Origin of the sequence: Herbaspirillum sp. WKF16, from assembly GCF_028993615.1 — a bacterium.
Lineage (GTDB): Bacteria > Pseudomonadota > Gammaproteobacteria > Burkholderiales > Burkholderiaceae_D > Herbaspirillum.
On the sequence record NZ_CP118632.1, the window covers coordinates 3,117,084 to 3,132,818 of the forward strand.

Below are 15,735 nucleotides of genomic sequence, written 5' to 3' on the forward strand. Positions count from 1 at the left end.
CAAAAAATCAGCCGAGCAGGTTCAAGATGCCGTCCAGCCCGACGAAATTCAAGCCCACGTCGGCCTGGGCGCGCACCACCGGCTTGGCGCGGAAGGCCACCGAGAGGCCGGAGATGCCCATCATCCTGAGGTCGTTGGCGCCGTCGCCCATGACGATGGCCTGCGCGGGTTCGGCGCCGACCTCCCGGCACACGCGCTCCACCGTCAGGCGCTTCTCGTCGGCGTTGACGATGCCGCCCACGACGCGGCCGGTCAGCTTGCCGTCGGCCACCTCGAGCGTGTTGGAATGGGTGTAGTCCAGTCCCAACCGGGTCTTCATGCGATCGGTGAAGAAGGTGAAACCGCCCGACACCAGCAGCGTCTTCAGGCCGGCGGCCTGGATCGCGCGCAGCATGTTCTCCGCCCCGAGCGACAGTTGCAGGCGCTCGTCGTAGACGCGCTGCAGCGCGGCCGCGTCGAGTCCCTTCAACAGCGCCACGCGACGCGTCAGGCTTTCGTTGAACTCGATCTCGCCGCGCATGGCGGCTTCGGTGATCTCGGCCACCTGCGGCTTCAGGCCCTGCATGTCGGCGATCTCGTCGATGCATTCGATGGTGATCAGGGTGGAATCCATGTCCATCGCCACCAGCCTGAAGTCGGCCAGCTTGCGCACCGGGTCGATGAAGGCGTAGTCCAGGCGCGCGGCCAGGCAGGCTGCGTCCACCGCGGTGCGGACCTCATCGCCGCCGGCCGCGCCGGTCACGCGCCAGGCGTCGGCATCGGGGACGCGGGCATCGGCCAGCTTCTCGGCCCTGGCGCCGGCCAGCGCGGCGATGGCGTCGACCTGGGATTGGGAAACGGCGGTGCTTTTCAGGGCTTGCAGGATCAGGTTCATGTTCTCTTGTCGTTGCTGCGTATGGAAAAATTCGGAAATGCGCGTCAGCCGCCCAGCGACTTCATGATCGCCTTGACCTGCTGCACGCGGGCATTGAGGTCGGACATGTTGGCGCTCACGCGCAGCTTGTCCTGGCCGTTGAGCTTGACGTGGCGGTTCTTCTGCACCAGCTCGATGATGCGCATGGCATCGATCGGCGGATTGGGCACGAACTGCAGCAAGGCGGCTTCCGAGTGCGCGTCGATCTTGCTGATGCCCAGCGGCTTGGCCGCGATGCGCAGGCGGTGCGTCTCGATCAGCGAGCGCGCCGGATCGGGTAGCTTGCCGAAGCGGTCGATCAGCTCCTCCTGCAAGGCGTCGATGGCGTCGGCCTTCTCGCAGTTGGCGAAGCGCTTGTAGAGCGACAGGCGCTCGTGCACGTCGCCGCAATAGTCGTTGGGCAACAGCGCCGGCACGTGCAGGTTGATCTCGGTAGTGCTGGCCAGGGGCGCGGCCAGGTCGGGTTCCTGGCCGTTCTTCAAGGCCCTGACCGCCTCATTCAACATGTCGGAATACATCTGGAAACCGATCTCGTGGATCTCGCCCGACTGGTGGTCGCCCAGCACCTCGCCGGCGCCGCGGATCTCCAGGTCGTGCATGGCCAGGTAGAAGCCGCTGCCCAGCTCCTCCATCTGCTGGATCGCCTCCAGCCGGCGCTGCGCCTGCTTGGACAGGCCCTGCACGTCCTGCACCAGCAGGTAGGCGTAGGCCTGGTGGTGCGAGCGCCCGACCCGGCCGCGCAGCTGGTGCAGCTGCGCCAGGCCGAACTTGTCGGCGCGGTGCATGATGATGGTGTTGGCGGTCGGCACGTCGATGCCGGTCTCGATGATGGTGGTGCACAGCAGGATATTGAAGCGCTGCGCCACGAAGTCGCGCATCACCTTCTCCAGGTCGCGCTCGTGCATCTGGCCGTGGGCCACGCCGATGCGCGCCTCCGGCAGCAATGCTTCCAGCGCCGCCTTGCGGTTGGCGATGGTCTCGACCTCGTTGTGCAGGAAGTACACCTGGCCGCCGCGCTTCAACTCACGCAGGCAAGCCTCGCGCATGGTCGATTCGTTCTCCGCCCGTACGAAGGTCTTGATCGCCAGGCGTTTTTGCGGCGCGGTGGCGATCACCGAGAAGTCGCGCAGGCCTTCCAGCGCCATGCCCAGCGTACGCGGGATCGGCGTAGCGGTGAGCGTGAGCACGTCGACCTCGGCGCGCAGCGACTTCAAGGCTTCCTTCTGGCGCACGCCGAAGCGGTGCTCCTCGTCGATGATGACCAGGCCCAGGCGCGAGAACTTCACCTCGTCGGAAAGCAGCTTGTGGGTGCCGATCACGATGTCGATGGTGCCGTCGCCCAGGCCCTTGATGGCTTGCGTGACTTCCTTGCCGGTGCGGAAGCGCGACAGCTCGGCGATCTTCACCGGCCAGTTGGCGAAGCGGTCGGCAAAGGTCTGCGCGTGCTGCTCGGCCAGCAAGGTGGTCGGCGCCAGGATCGCGACCTGCTTGCCGCCCATCACGGCGACGAAGGCCGCGCGCAGCGCCACCTCGGTCTTGCCGAAGCCGACGTCGCCGCAGATCAGGCGGTCCATCGGACGGCCGGAAGTCATGTCCTTGATCACGGCGTTGATGGCGGCGGCCTGGTCGGCGGTTTCCTCGAAACCGAAACTGTCGGCAAAGGCTTCGTAGTCGTGCGCCGAATACTGGAAGGCGTGGCCCTGGCGCAGCGCGCGGCGCGCGTACAGGTTGAGCAGCTCGGCGGCGGTGTCGCGCACCTGCTGGGCGGCGCGGCGCTTGGCCTTTTCCCACTGGCCGGAACCCAGCGCGTGCAGCGGCGCGTCTTCCGGCGAAGCGCCGGAGTAGCGCGAGATCACGTGCAACTGCGAGACCGGCACGTAGAGCTTGGTCTCCTTGGCGTATTCCAGGTGCAGGAACTCGGTCTCGCCCTCGCCCAGGTCCATGCTGATCAAGCCCATGTAGCGGCCGATGCCGTGGTTGGAATGGACCACCGGATCGCCGATCTTGAGCTCCGAGAGGTCGCGCACCATGTACTCGACTTCGGTGGCGGCCTGCTGCTTGCGGCTGCCGGCGCGGCGGCCGGTGCCGGCGTACAGCTCGGTCTCGGTGATGAAGACCAGGTTCTCGCCGGCCAGCGCAAAGCCGGCATGCAGCGGCGCCACGCCCAGCATCAATTGCTCGCCGTGGCTGGAGAATCCCTGCCAGTCGTCACACAGCACGGGATGCAGGTCGTATTCGGCGAAGTATTGCTGCAGCGTCTCGCGGCGGCCGTTGGTCTCGGCGCAGATCAGCACGCGCTTGTCGGTCTGCAGCAGGAAGGAGCGCAGGTTGGCCAGCGGGTCTTCGATGCGGCGGTTGACGGCGATATTGGGCAGCGGCGCCGACAGCTCGGAGGGCGCGTCGTCGCCCTTCAACATCCAGCGCGCGTGCGGCTTCAGGAGCGTGAAGAAGTCCTCGTCATCGAGGTAGATCGCGCGGGGCTCCAGCACCGGGCGCTCGCGGTCGGCGTTGAGGAATTTCCAGCGCGACTGGGTATCGCTCCAGAAGCGCTTGATGGCCTGCTCGATGTCGCCCACCGTGGCGAACATGGCGCTTGGCGGCAGGTACTGGAACAGCGTGGCGGTCTGCTCGAAGAACAGCGGCAGGTAATACTCGATGCCGGCCGAGGCGATGCCGTTGCCGATGTCCTTGTAGATTGCCGTGCGCGAGGGATCGCCCTCGAACATCTCGCGCCAGCGGTTGCGAAAGGCCAGGCGCGCGGCTTCGTCCATCGGGAATTCGCGGCCCGGCAGCAGGCGCACTTCCGGCACCGGATAGAGCGAGCGCTGGGTGTCGGCGTCGAAGGTGCGGATGGTTTCCACCGTATCGCCGAACAGGTCCAGCCGGTACGGCAGCACCGAGCCCATCGGGAAGATGTCGATCAGGCCGCCGCGCACCGAATATTCGCCCGGCGACATCACCTGGCCGACATGGCTGTAGCCGGCCAGCGTGAGCTGCGACTTGAGCTTGGCCTCGTCGAGTTTCTCGCCTTGCTTGAAGAAGAAGGTATAGGCCGCCAGGAACTCCGGCGGCGCCATGCGCAGCAAGGCGGTGGTGGCCGGCACGATCAGCAGGTCGCACTGGCCGCTCTGCACTTCATAGAGCGTGGCCAGGCGTTCGGACACCAGGTCCTGGTGCGGCGAGAAGGCGTCGTAAGGCAGGGTTTCCCAATCCGGCAGCAGATGACAGCGCAGCTTGTCGCCGCCCTCGGGCTGGAACCACGGGATTTCGGTGAGCAGGCGCTGGGCATCGGCGGCGCCGGCCACTACCACGGCCAGCATGCGGCCCTCCGCCTTCAGGGCGCGCGCGGCCTGCGCCAGCAGCCAGGCATCGGCCGAGCCATGCACCGCGGGAGGCACGAAACGCACGCCAGGTTTGGGGAGGGATTTTTTCAGGTCAAAGGACATCGGGTTCGGCGGAATCGGGAGACGGCAGCTCCGGTGCGGGATGGAAATCGCCGCAAATTGGCGGCCGTTGGCGAAGGATTGGCATTAAAATTCAGCCTCACATTATAAACGATGGCCCTGCCGCAGGCCGCCTCCGGGCGGGCCCGGCAGTCCTGCCAGACGCCCCGCATGAACCGACCGGCCTCCCCGTCCCAGTCCTTCGCCGCCGCGCCGCGGCGCTTCGCCCTGATCCCCGCCGCCGGCGTCGGCGCCCGCATGGGCGCCGGGATTCCCAAGCAATACATGACCGTGGCCGGCAAGCCCATGCTGCGCCATGCGCTGGACACCTTCGCCGCGCATGCGCGCATCGCGCGCACCTTCGTGGTGGTCAGCGCCGGCGACGGCTGGATCGATGAATTGCTCACGCCGGAACTGGCGCGACGCGCCACCGTGCTGCGCGTGGGCGGCGACACACGGCAGGAAAGCGTGCTCAACGGCCTGGCCGCGATGCGCGCCGGGGCCAGCATCGGCGACGACGATTGGGTGCTGGTGCACGATGCCGCGCGGCCCGGCCTGAACGCCGAACTGATCGACCGGCTGCTCGATGCGCTGGAGGGCGACGCCGTCGGCGGCCTGCTGGCGCTGCCGGTGGTCGACACGCTCAAGCGCGCCGGCGGCGACGCACGCTCGCTGGAGACCGTGCCGCGCGCCGGCCTGTGGGCGGCGCAAACCCCGCAGATGTTCCGCTACGCCCTGCTGCGCCGCGCGCTCGACGAGGCCTCCGCCCGGGGCCGCATCGGCGCCATCACCGACGACGCCAGCGCCATCGAAATGCTGGGCCTGCAGCCGCGCCTGGTCGAGGGCAGCCCGCGCAATCTCAAGGTCACGCTGGCGCAGGACGCCGCGCTGGCCGAATTTTTCCTGAAAGGTCAATGAACACGATGAGCTCCGCATTTCCCTTCCGCATCGGCCAGGGTTACGACTGCCACGCCCTGGTCGAAGGCCGCCCCCTGATCCTGGGCGGCGTCGAGATCCCGCACAAGAAAGGCCTGCTCGGCCACTCCGATGCCGACGCCCTGCTGCACGCCATCACGGACGCCCTGTTCGGCGCCGCCGCGCTGGGCGACATCGGCCGCCACTTCCCCGATACCGATGCGCAATTCAAGGGCGCGGATTCGCGCGCGCTGCTGCGCGAGGCCGGCAAGCGCCTGGCCGCGGCCGGCTACGCGGTGGGCAACGTGGACGCCACCATCATCGCCCAGCAGCCGAAGATGGCGCCGCATATCCCGACCATGGTCGCCAATGTCGCCGCCGACCTGGGGATTTCCGCCGGGCAAGTGAATATCAAGGCAAAAACCAACGAGAAGCTCGGCTATCTCGGCCGCGAGGAAGGGATCGCCGCCGAAGCGGTTGTGCTGATCCATGGCGCAAACGGCGGCTGAACGGATGTAGGACGATGCCTGAATGGGCGTCGTAGGACAATGACCGACAACGCAAGAGCCGCACCAGACAAGGGATTCAAGGCGTGTTCGCGCACCATTTTCGACAAAAATGGAAATCTAAAGAACACGCCAAAATAATTAAATATTTAAATTGAAGTTTGCTTCTGAAAATAGCTTGCATTCTCAATTTAATGAGTATAATCAGCGCGTCGTTAGGATTCGAGCTGGTAGTGCGGTCATCTCGCTGTCATTCCTCCCGAGTAACGATAAAGAGCCGGGCCCGACAAGCCCCAATCAATTAAATTTAGGAGTCCGTAATGGCAACTGGTACCGTCAAGTGGTTCAATGATGCAAAAGGTTTTGGTTTTATCACTCCCGATGAAGGCGGCGAAGATCTGTTCGCTCACTTCTCGGCTATTCAGTCGAACGGCTTCAAGTCGCTGAAGGAAAACCAACGCGTTACCTTCGAAGTGACCACTGGCCCGAAGGGCAAGCAAGCTTCGAACATCCAGCCCGTCGCCTAAGCGTCAGCTGAGATAAGAAATCCCCGACGCGTCGGGGATTTTTTTCGCCTGCAGGTTTTGCCCATGCTGATGCGCAAAACCGATGCCGGGCAGCTCATCACATCAGCATTCCTGCCGCCCCCTGTCTACACCGATGAGCGGGCATGAAAAAATCCCCGCCCTCTTCCGAGAGGCGGGGATTTTTCATTGGCCGGATTGCCTGGCCTGACGCGGCTCAGATCTCTTCGTACAGCGGCAGCGTCAGGAATTCCGCGAACTGCTCGGAGGTCGACATCTCTTCGAAGATCTTGGCGGCGCGGTCGTAGGTGGCGCCGTTGCCGGCCACTTCCTTCACCTTGGCCAGCTCTTCCGGGATCATCGCGCGCACCATCTCCGCGGTGACCTTGCGGCCGTCTTCCAGGTTGCCCTTGGCGCTGCGGATCCACTGCCACACCTGCGCGCGGCTGATCTCGGCGGTGGCGGCGTCTTCCATCAGGTTATGGATGGGCACGCAACCGTTGCCGGCCAGCCAGGCGCCCAGGTAGTGGATGCCGACGTTGATGTTGTAGCGCAGGCCGGCTTCGGTGATCGGGGTCTCCGGCTGGAAGTTCAGCAGGTCGGCCGCCTTCACGTCCACGTCCGGACGCTGCTTCTCGAACTGGTTGGGCTTGTCGCCCAGCACGGCGACGAATTCCTTCATCGATGCCTCGACCAGGCCCGGGTGCGCCACCCAGCCGCCGTCGTAGCCGTCGGTGGCGTCGCGTCGCTTGTCGTTGATGATGCCTTGCATGGCGACGGCGTTCTTCTCCGGATCGTTCTTGATCGGGATCAGCGCGCTCATGCCGCCGATGGCCGGCGCGCCGCGCTTGTGGCAGGTCTTCAGCAGCAGCAGCGCGTAGGCGCGCATGAATGGCGCGGTCATGGTGACCTTGGCGCGGTCGGCCAGGCAAAAGTCCTTGTCGTTCTTGAACTTCTTGATGCAGGAGAAGATGTAGTCCCAGCGGCCGGCGTTCAGGCCCGCGCTGTGCTCACGCAGCTCGTACAGGATTTCCTCCATCTCGAAGGCGGCGGTGATGGTTTCGATCAGCACGGTGGCCTTGATGGTGCCCTGCGGCAGGCCGATCTCGTTTTGCGCCATCACGAAGATGTCGTTCCACAGGCGCGCCTCCAGGTGCGATTCCATCTTCGGCAGGTAGAAGTACGGACCGGCGCCGCGCGCCAGCTGCTCCTTGGCGTTGTGGAACAGGAACAGCGCGAAGTCGAAGACGCCGCCCGAGATGCGCTTGCCATCGATGGTCACGTGCTTCTCGTCCAGGTGCCAGCCGCGCGGACGCACCACCAGGGTGGCGATCTTGTCGTTGAGCTTGTAGCTCTTGCCGTTCGATTCCAGCGAGATGGTGCGGCGGATCGCGTCGGACAGGTTGATCTGGCCGCTGATCTGGTTGTCCCACACCGGCGAGTTGGAGTCCTCGAAGTCGGTCATGTAGCTGTCGGCGCCCGAGTTGAAGGCGTTGATCACCATCTTGCGCTCGACCGGGCCGGTGATTTCCACGCGACGGCACTTGAGCGCCTCGGGGATCGGGGCGATCTTCCAGTCGCCGGTGCGCACCGATTCGGTTTCCTTCAGGAAGTCGGGACGCTCGCCGGCGTCCAGGCGCTTGACGCGCTCGACGCGGGCGGCCAGCAGTTCCTGGCGGCGGCCTTCGAAGGCGCGCGACAGCTTGGCCACCAGCGACAGGGCCTCGAAGGTCAGGACGTTCTCGTAACCCGGTTTGATCTCACCGGTGATTTCCATGCCGGCGGGCAGCTTCAGTTGCGTCATGCTGGACTCCTCTTAAAGAAATGAAATGGCTCTCGAATTGTGCCTGATGCGGGGCCATCTATTGCGTCGCATCAGGAATCTTGTGTACGAAGTATATTTAAACTAAATCGATATGAGTCGAACGTTTTATCAATTTATCTTTGCGTTTTAGTCACAGGTGGACGGATAATCCGACATCTACCGCACAGGCTCATCATGGACCAGTTCAAGCAGATATCGACCTTCGCCGAAGTCGCCGCGCGCGGCAGCCTGTCGGCCGCGGCCCGCGCCGAGGGCATCGCCCCCGCCATGATCGGCCGCCGGCTCGACGCGCTGGAAGAACGGCTGGGCGTCAAGCTGCTCCAGCGCACCACGCGCAAGATCATGCTCACCAACGAAGGCGCGGCCTTCCTGGAAGATTGCCAGCGCATCCTGGCCGACCTGGAGGATGCCGAGTCGGCCGTCTCCGAACGCAGCGCCCGCGCCAGCGGCGACCTGCTGATCTCTGCCCCGGCCGGCTTCGGCCGCCAGCACGTGGCGCCGCTGGTGCCCTCCTTTCTGGCCGAGCATCGCGACGTCACGCTGACGCTGAACCTGAACGACCGCATCGCCGACGTGATCGGCGAAGGCATCGACGTGGCCATCCGCATCGCCACGCTGACCGACTCCAACCTGGTCAGCGTCAAGCTGGCCGACAACCACCGCGTGATCGTGGGCGCGCCCTCCTACCTGCGGCGCCACGGCACGCCGCAGGCGCCCGACGAGCTGGCGCGCCATAATTGCCTGACCATGAGCAGCGAAGGCAGCCAGCGCGGCTGGACTCTCAAGCAGTCCGGCAAGGTGGGGATCTTCAAGGTCGGCGGCAACATGGTCTGCAACGATGGCGAGGTGCTGCACAACTGGGCGCTGGCCGGCCGCGGCCTGGCCTGGCGCTCGATGTGGGAAGTCGGCGCGGCGATCGAGGCCGGCGAGCTGGTGACCGTGCTGGACAAGTTCGCCGCCCCCGCGCCTTCGGTCTACGCCGTGTTCGCCCAGCGCCGCCACCTGCCGCTGCGCATCCGCGCCTTCGTCGATTTCCTGCGGCACGCCTACGCGCAGCCGGACTACTGGCGCAAGCGCGCCTGAACGCTTCGCCGGCGATCCGGCGGCATGCTGCACCGCAGGTAAGTGTCCGGTAAGTCGGGCCGGGAGATGATCCGCTGTCATTTCCTCCCCCCTCGACCTGGAGTCTCCATGCGCAACATGCTTTCCCCTCGCTTCCCCCGCCTTTTCAGCCTTGCGTCCCTGACCGGCGCCGCCATCATGCTGGCGGCCACCGCGGCGCACGCCCAGCAAGCCGTCGCCGAGCCGGGCGCCGCCGAAGCGAATGCGCAGGCAAGCCGCTGGGCGCTCGGCGCCGGCGTGGGCATCGAGCGCAGCCCCTACGCCGGCTACGGCAACAAGACCCGGGCGCTGCCGCTGCTTATGTACAATGGCCGCTACTTCAGCTTTGCCGGCACCACCGCCGACCTCAAGCTGGGCGCGGCCGGACCGGTCGGCTTCACGCTGCGGGCGCGCTATGCCGACGACGGCTACGAAGGCAGCGATGCCCCTATCCTCAACGGCATGGACAAGCGCAAGGGAGGCTTCTGGATCGGCGCCAGCGCGCTGTGGCGCAATCCCTATGCCGACCTGTCGCTGGAATGGCTGACCGACGCCTCCGGCAACAGCCATGGCCAGACCGTCAAGCTGCAGGCCGAACACCGCTTCACGGCCGGCCGCTTCACGCTGTCGCCTTACCTGGGAGTGAACTGGATGAGCAGCGATTACGTGGATTACTACTTCGGCGTACGCCAGAACGAGGCCACCGCGCGCCGCGCCGCCTACCAGGGCAGCTCGACCGCCAACCTGATCGGCGGCCTGCGTACCGACTACAGCCTGACGTCGTCGCAGTCGATGTTCCTCGACCTGCGCGTGACCCGCTACGGTTCCGGCATCACCGACAGCCCGCTGGTGGATCGCAGCAATTCGCCCTCGGCGCGCCTGGGCTATCTCTATCGCTTCTGAACCTGACCTGACGCCCCTGCCATGATGAACCGCATCGCCCTGCTGGAAGACCACGAACGCATGGCCGACCTGGTCAGCCGGGCGCTGGCGGCGGCCGGGATCGAGACCGATGTCTACAGCTCGATCTCGCAGGCCGCCATCGGACTGGAGCAGATCCGCTATCCGGCGCTGGTGCTGGACCGCAACCTGCCCGACGGCGACGGCCTGGACCTGGTGCGCAAGCTGCGCGCGCGCCGCATCGACACGCCGTGCCTGATGCTGACCGCGCGCGACGCCCTGCACGACCGCATCAGCGGCCTGGAGGCCGGCGCCGACGACTACCTGCCCAAGCCGTTCTCGATGGAGGAACTGGTGGCGCGGGTGCGCGCGCTGATGCGGCGCGCGCCGCAGCAGCAAAGCCTGGCGCCGGAACATGGCGACGTGCGCATCGACCCGGTGGAAAGCCGCATGGCCTGCGGCGAGGAATCGATCTCGCTCTCGCCGGCCGAACTGCAGCTGATGCTGGTGCTGGTGCGCGCCGCCGGCGCCATGGTCAGGCGCACCGCGCTGGAGGCCGCGGCCTGGGGCATCGGCGAACCGGTCACGCCCAATGCGCTGGACGTGGCGCTGCACCGGCTGCGGCGCAAGCTCACCGGCATCGACTCGCGCCTGCTGATCACCAACCAGCGCGGCCTCGGCTATGCCCTGAAAGAAAACCATGCAGCCTGAATCCCCTGCCCGCCAGTCCCGTGAGTCCCGCCCGCGCAGCCTGTCGCTGCACCTGCTGGGCGTGACCGCCATCGTGCTGGCCGTGGCCGGAACGGTGGTGGTAGGCGCAGTCGCCGCGGTGCTGCGCTGGGGACCGGAGCTGGTGTTGGAGCACATGCTGGAGAAGAACGCCAGGCGGGTCATCGACGGCCTGCGCTTCGACGCCGCGGGCCAACCGCATGAAGTGCAACTCAAGCGCAAGATGCTGACCGCCTACCAGGTGCTGACCAAGGACTGCGTCTACCGCGTGCTGGACGAAGGCGGCGCGGTGCTGATGACGTCCGATGGCGCACGGTCGGCCTATGCGCTGCCGCAGGCGGGCTTCGATCCCGCGCTGCGGCGCTTCTCGCTGAACCAGGACGGCGAGAAGCTGCAAGTCATCACCTTGGGCTTCGAGCATCAGGGGCGCCGCATGTACGTGCAGGTCATGCGCAGCGACAGGCTGCAGCGCTTCACGCTGGACGACGACAGCCAGCGCGTGCGCTCGATCATCGTGGCCGCCTCCATCGCCGCCATGCTGCTGTTCTCGGCCGTCGTGGTGCTGACCCTGCACCGCCTGTTGAAGCCCTTGCGCCGCGCCGCCACGGCAGCGGCGGCCATCGACACCGACAACCTCTCCACGCGCCTCTCGCTGCAGGATGTGCCGCGCGAGCTTGCGCCGCTGTTCAACTCGGTCAACCTGGCGCTGGATCGGCTGGAAGCAGGCTACCGGCAGCAACGCGAATTCCTGGCTACCGCCGCGCATGAATTGAAGACGCCGCTGGCGCTCATGCGCGGCCAGGTGGAACTGGGCCGGCTCAACGAATCGGCCGACCGCGACATGCTGCTGCAGGACATCGACCAGATGGCGCGTCAGGTGCACCAGCTGCTGCACCTGGCCGAAGCCAGCGAGCGCCAGAACTACGCGATGCAGGACATCGATCCCTACCGGGTGCTGGCCGAGGCCGGCGCCCAGCTGGAGCGGCTGGCGCAGCGGCGCCGGGTGCGCCTCGTCTTCCTGGCCGCCGACGCCCATGCGCCGGCGCGCATCCACGCCGATCCGGGCGCGCTCTCGGTGCTGTCGAAGAACCTGCTGGAGAACGCCATCCACCACAGCCCCGAAGGCGGCGCGGTGACGGTGCAGGCGGATGCCTTCGGGCTGTCGGTGCAGGACGAAGGATCGGGCATCGCGCCGCCGGCCATGCCGCACCTGTTTGAACGCTTCTGGCGCGGCCCGCACCGACGCGACGAAGGCGCCGGCCTGGGCCTGTCGATCTGCGCCGAAATCGCTCACGCGCACGGCTGGACGCTGCACGCCGCCAACGCGCAGCGCGGCGCGCTGTTTACGGTGAGCTTCACACCCGCTTCCCGCGCCACGCCCTTGCCGCAGGATGCGTCGGATGCCGCGGCGGCGACCCTGCCGGCGGCGCAGCCCGCAGCCTCCTGATCCGCCGGCCGCACCCGACCGGCGCCAAAGAAAATGGCGCCCGCAGGCGCCATCGAACGACATCCGGCAGTTGCCTGCTCAGCCCGCCGTCAACTGATTGGCAGCCGCTGCCGGCGTGATGTCGATCTCGCGCCGCGCCGGCTGCTCGCCGGGATGCAGCGTGAACACGCTGACCAGGCGCGTGAGCGTATCGGCCTGGTTTTGCATCGACGCGGCCGCGGCCGCCGCCTCTTCCACCAGGGCGGCATTCTGCTGCGTCACCTGATCCATCTGCGTGATCGCGTGGTTGACCTGCTCGATGCCGCTGGTCTGCTCGGCGCTGGCGGCGCTGATCTCGGCCACGATATCGGTCACGCGGCGCACGCTGGCGACCACTTCGGTCATCGTCGCGCCGGCCTGCTCCACCAGCTTGCTGCCGGTGCCGACCTTGGACACCGAGTCGTCGATCAGCGACTTGATTTCCTTGGCGGCCGAGGCCGAACGTTGCGCCAGCGAACGCACCTCGGAGGCGACCACGGCGAAACCGCGGCCCTGCTCGCCGGCGCGCGCGGCTTCCACCGCCGCGTTCAGCGCCAGGATGTTGGTCTGGAAGGCGATGCCGTCGATCACGCTGATGATGTCGACGATCTTGCGCGAGGATTCATTGATGGCGCCCATGGTGTCGACCACCTGGCTCACCACGCCGCCGCCCTGCTCCGCCACTTCCGATGCCGACACGGCCAACTGGCTGGCCTGGCGCGCGTTGTCGGCGTTCTGGCGCACGGTGGAGATCAGCTCCTCCATGGCCGAGGCGGTTTCTTCCAGCGAGCTGGCCTGCTCTTCCGTGCGGGACGACAGGTCCAGGTTGCCGGCGGCGATCTCGGCCGAGGCGGTGCTGATGGTGTCGGTGCCGTTGCGCACGTTGCTGACGATGCCGCGCAGGCTGGTGTTCATGTCCTTGAGCGATTGCAGCAGCTGGCCGGTTTCATCCTTGGACTTGACCTGCACGTCGCTGGAGAGATCGCCCTCGGCCACGCGGCGCGAGATGTCCACCGCGGTATCGAGCGGACGGGTGATGCCCAGCGTCAGGTAGCGCGCGCAGGCGATGCCCAGCAGCAGGATCAGGCCTTCAAGCACCATGATCAGCGTGCGGCTCTTGGCGGCGATGGCGTCGATCTCCTTGGCGGTGGCGTCGATCTCCTGGCGCTGCAGCTCGACCAGGTCGCGCATGGCGCGCTGGTAGGCATCGGAAGCCGGCACGAAGACCTTGTCCAGGATGCGCGCGGCCTCTTCCACGTTGCCGGCGGCCTTGGCCTTGTTGATATCGTCGCGCGAGGACAGGTAGATCTTGCGCTGGTCGCTGATCTTCTGGAACAGTGCCTTCTCTTCAGGCGAGGTCAGCAGCGCCTCCACCTTCTTCTGGTACTCGCCCGAGCTCTTGGACGACTCCGCCGCTTCGGCCGCGAAGTAAGGCCCCAGCGCCGGATCGTTGCTCTTGGCGATGGCGATGGTGCGGCGGATGCCGGCGGCCAGGTTGGAATACCAGTCGGCCATCAGGCGCTCGGTCTTGAGCGGTTCGTCCATCATCTCGCGCGTGGCCGTCGAGACGTTCTCCAGCCGCCACAGGCCGATGCCGGCGATGACGATGGAGAAAGTGAGGATCAGGGCAAAGCCCAGGGTCAGGCGTTTGCCGATTTTCATGTTGCCGAGGAAGTTCATGTCGTAGTCCCAGTGCCGCGCGCCGTGGCGGCGTCGCGTTCAGTTGTGCATCTTTTCGTTGTTGTTTTATCCACGGCCGGCTTGCGCGGCCGCAGCAATGCACTATGGCATGCCGCCGGTGCGGGGACAAGGAAGCTAAACGGGGAACAAGCGGCGATTGCAGCCTTACTTCGCCGGCGCGCCCAGATCGCGTTGAAACAACTGCAACACTGTGCTCAGGCGGTGGGATTGCGTGGAATTGCGTCCAGCAATTCGGCCATCGCGCGACGAAAGCGCCCATCGCCCAGCAAGCCCACATTGAAGCGCGACCAGGCTACGGTTTCCTCGGTGTCGAGACGGAAGATGCTGCCCGGGGCCAGCACGATGTTGCGCGCCATGAGCCCTTGCGCCAGCGCCTTGGCGTCGCCGAACTGCGGGAAGCGCGCCCACAGGTACATCGACTGCTGCGGCGTGCAAAAGAGCTCCGCGCCGAGCTGCTCCAGCAGGTGGCGCGCGTGCTCGGTGGCGTGCGTGAGGCGGTCGCGCAGGCGCGCAGTGTGGCGGCTGAAATGACCGTCGGACAGGATCACGTCCAGCGTGCGTTCGCAGTATTCGGAGCTGGAGACGTGCACCAGCATCTTGATGTCGGCCAGGTCGCTGGCGAGGTCGCGGTGGCAGGCGATGAAGCCCACGCGCAGCGCCGCCGACACCGACTTGGAAAAACTGCCGATGTAGATCGTGCGGCGCAACTGGTCCAGCGTGGAAATGCGTGCGGCGGTGGCCGGCTTGAAGTCGGCGAAGGCGTCGTTCTCGACGATGATGGCGTGGTAGCGCTCGGCCAGTTGCAGGATCTTGTGCGCCTTGTGCGGCGAGGTGTCGGAGGCGGTCGGGTTGTGCGCCAGCGACTGCGTGAAGAACAGCGGCGGCTTGCCCGGCGCCTTGAGCTCACGCTCCAGCGCCTCCACGTCGGGCCCGTCTGCCAGGCGCGGGATGCCGACGATGCGCGCGCCCGACAGCTTCAGTTTGCCGTACAGCATGTAGTAGCCGGGTTCGTCCACCAGCACGCGCTCGCCGGGACGCACGAAGTTGCGGATCACGATGTCCAGCGCCTGGTTGGCGCCATGGGTCAGCACGATCTGCCCGGTGGCGGCCTCGATGCCGTGCTGCGCCAGCTTGTGCGCCAGGTGCTGGCGCAGCGGCAGGTAGCCGAAGCGGCTGCCGTAGCCGAACAGCGCGCCGATGCCGGTGCGCACCACCTTCTGGTGGAACTTGTCGAGACGCACGTCGTTGAGCCACTCCAGCGGCGGGAAGCCGTCGCCCAGGCGCAGGTGGCCGGGGTCGCTCTTGAGCTGCTCGCGCATGAGCCACACCACGTCCATGGCGCGGCTCAGGCTGCCCTCGTCATCCTCCTTCAACTGCGGCGGCGCCGCGCACACGAAGAAGCCCGAACCGCGGCGCGGCTCGACCACGCCCAGCGCGGTGAGCTCGTCGAACACGTTGACGATGGTGTTCTTGGCGCAGTCGTGCTGCGCGGCCATGTCGCGGATCGACGGCAGCCGGCTGCCGGGCGGGTAGACGCCGTCCTCGATCTGCCGGCGGATCAGCTGCACCAGCTTGCCGGTGAGCGTACGGATGCCGCGCGCTTCTGCCATGGTCTCCTCCCTTGGTTTTCTTGTTGCATCGCAAAGCGATTGTCCTGGGTACAGTTATAGAACTGTTGGGCAAAATTGTACCCATATGAATTGGTACACGCTT

The 15,735-nt window shown here is 66.3% G+C and carries 12 protein-coding genes; 7 read left to right on the forward strand and 5 right to left on the reverse strand.

What is annotated here, in order from left to right:
• Window positions 1-7 precede the first annotated feature (7 nt).
• The gene (gene serB / locus Herbaro_RS14130) at window positions 8-874 is read right to left on the reverse strand and encodes a phosphoserine phosphatase SerB (RefSeq protein ID WP_275010262.1); all 867 of its coding nucleotides are present in this window, start codon (window positions 872-874) and stop codon (window positions 8-10) included.
• 44 nt (window positions 875-918) lie between these two features.
• Window positions 919-4,359 (reverse strand): transcription-repair coupling factor, encoded by a 3,441-nt coding sequence (mfd, locus tag Herbaro_RS14135; protein WP_275010263.1) that lies wholly within the window; start codon window positions 4,357-4,359, stop codon window positions 919-921.
• Window positions 4,360-4,527: 168 nt separating this feature from the next.
• Here mfd and ispD point away from each other — a divergent pair, with 168 nt between their 5' ends.
• The 3 genes from ispD (at window position 4,528) to Herbaro_RS14150 (ending at window position 6,304) form a co-directional block, all read left to right on the forward strand.
• A complete protein-coding gene (gene ispD / locus Herbaro_RS14140) occupies window positions 4,528-5,274 on the forward strand; it encodes a 2-C-methyl-D-erythritol 4-phosphate cytidylyltransferase (RefSeq protein ID WP_275010264.1) in 747 nt (248 codons plus the stop codon).
• Window positions 5,275-5,279: 5 nt separating this feature from the next.
• Complete coding sequence (gene ispF / locus Herbaro_RS14145) at window positions 5,280-5,780, forward strand: 2-C-methyl-D-erythritol 2,4-cyclodiphosphate synthase (RefSeq protein WP_275014023.1); 501 nt, start codon at window positions 5,280-5,282, stop codon at window positions 5,778-5,780.
• A gap of 317 nt (window positions 5,781-6,097) precedes the next feature.
• Window positions 6,098-6,304: a cold-shock protein gene (locus Herbaro_RS14150; RefSeq protein WP_275010265.1), complete on the forward strand. Its 207-nt coding sequence runs from the start codon at window positions 6,098-6,100 to the stop codon at window positions 6,302-6,304.
• Between the two features lie 214 nt (window positions 6,305-6,518).
• Here the strand turns inward: Herbaro_RS14150 and aceB are convergent, their stop codons facing one another.
• The gene (gene aceB / locus Herbaro_RS14155; RefSeq protein ID WP_275010266.1) at window positions 6,519-8,105 is read right to left on the reverse strand and encodes a malate synthase A; all 1,587 of its coding nucleotides are present in this window, start codon (window positions 8,103-8,105) and stop codon (window positions 6,519-6,521) included.
• A 195-nt stretch (window positions 8,106-8,300) separates the two neighbouring features.
• On the opposite strand from aceB, the gene Herbaro_RS14160 reads away from it, so the two are divergent.
• The 4 genes from Herbaro_RS14160 (at window position 8,301) to Herbaro_RS14175 (ending at window position 12,303) form a co-directional block, all read left to right on the forward strand.
• Window positions 8,301-9,209, forward strand: coding sequence for a LysR family transcriptional regulator (locus tag Herbaro_RS14160; RefSeq protein WP_275010267.1), 909 nt, complete (start codon window positions 8,301-8,303; stop codon window positions 9,207-9,209).
• Window positions 9,210-9,317: 108 nt separating this feature from the next.
• Complete coding sequence (locus Herbaro_RS14165; RefSeq protein ID WP_275010268.1) at window positions 9,318-10,130, forward strand: MipA/OmpV family protein; 813 nt, start codon at window positions 9,318-9,320, stop codon at window positions 10,128-10,130.
• A gap of 24 nt (window positions 10,131-10,154) precedes the next feature.
• On the forward strand, window positions 10,155-10,838 hold the full coding sequence (locus Herbaro_RS14170) for a response regulator transcription factor (RefSeq protein ID WP_275014024.1): 684 nt from the start codon (window positions 10,155-10,157) through the stop codon (window positions 10,836-10,838).
• On the forward strand, window positions 10,828-12,303 hold the full coding sequence (locus tag Herbaro_RS14175; RefSeq protein ID WP_275010269.1) for a sensor histidine kinase: 1,476 nt from the start codon (window positions 10,828-10,830) through the stop codon (window positions 12,301-12,303). The genes Herbaro_RS14170 and Herbaro_RS14175 overlap by 11 nt, the downstream gene beginning before the upstream one ends.
• 78 nt (window positions 12,304-12,381) lie before the next feature.
• Here the strand turns inward: Herbaro_RS14175 and Herbaro_RS14180 are convergent, their stop codons facing one another.
• Both Herbaro_RS14180 and Herbaro_RS14185 read right to left on the reverse strand, forming a co-directional pair.
• A complete protein-coding gene (locus tag Herbaro_RS14180) occupies window positions 12,382-14,001 on the reverse strand; it encodes a methyl-accepting chemotaxis protein (protein WP_275010270.1) in 1,620 nt (539 codons plus the stop codon).
• A 215-nt stretch (window positions 14,002-14,216) separates the two neighbouring features.
• Window positions 14,217-15,632, reverse strand: coding sequence for an aminotransferase-like domain-containing protein (locus Herbaro_RS14185; RefSeq protein WP_275010271.1), 1,416 nt, complete (start codon window positions 15,630-15,632; stop codon window positions 14,217-14,219).
• Between the last annotated feature and the right edge of the window lie 103 nt (window positions 15,633-15,735).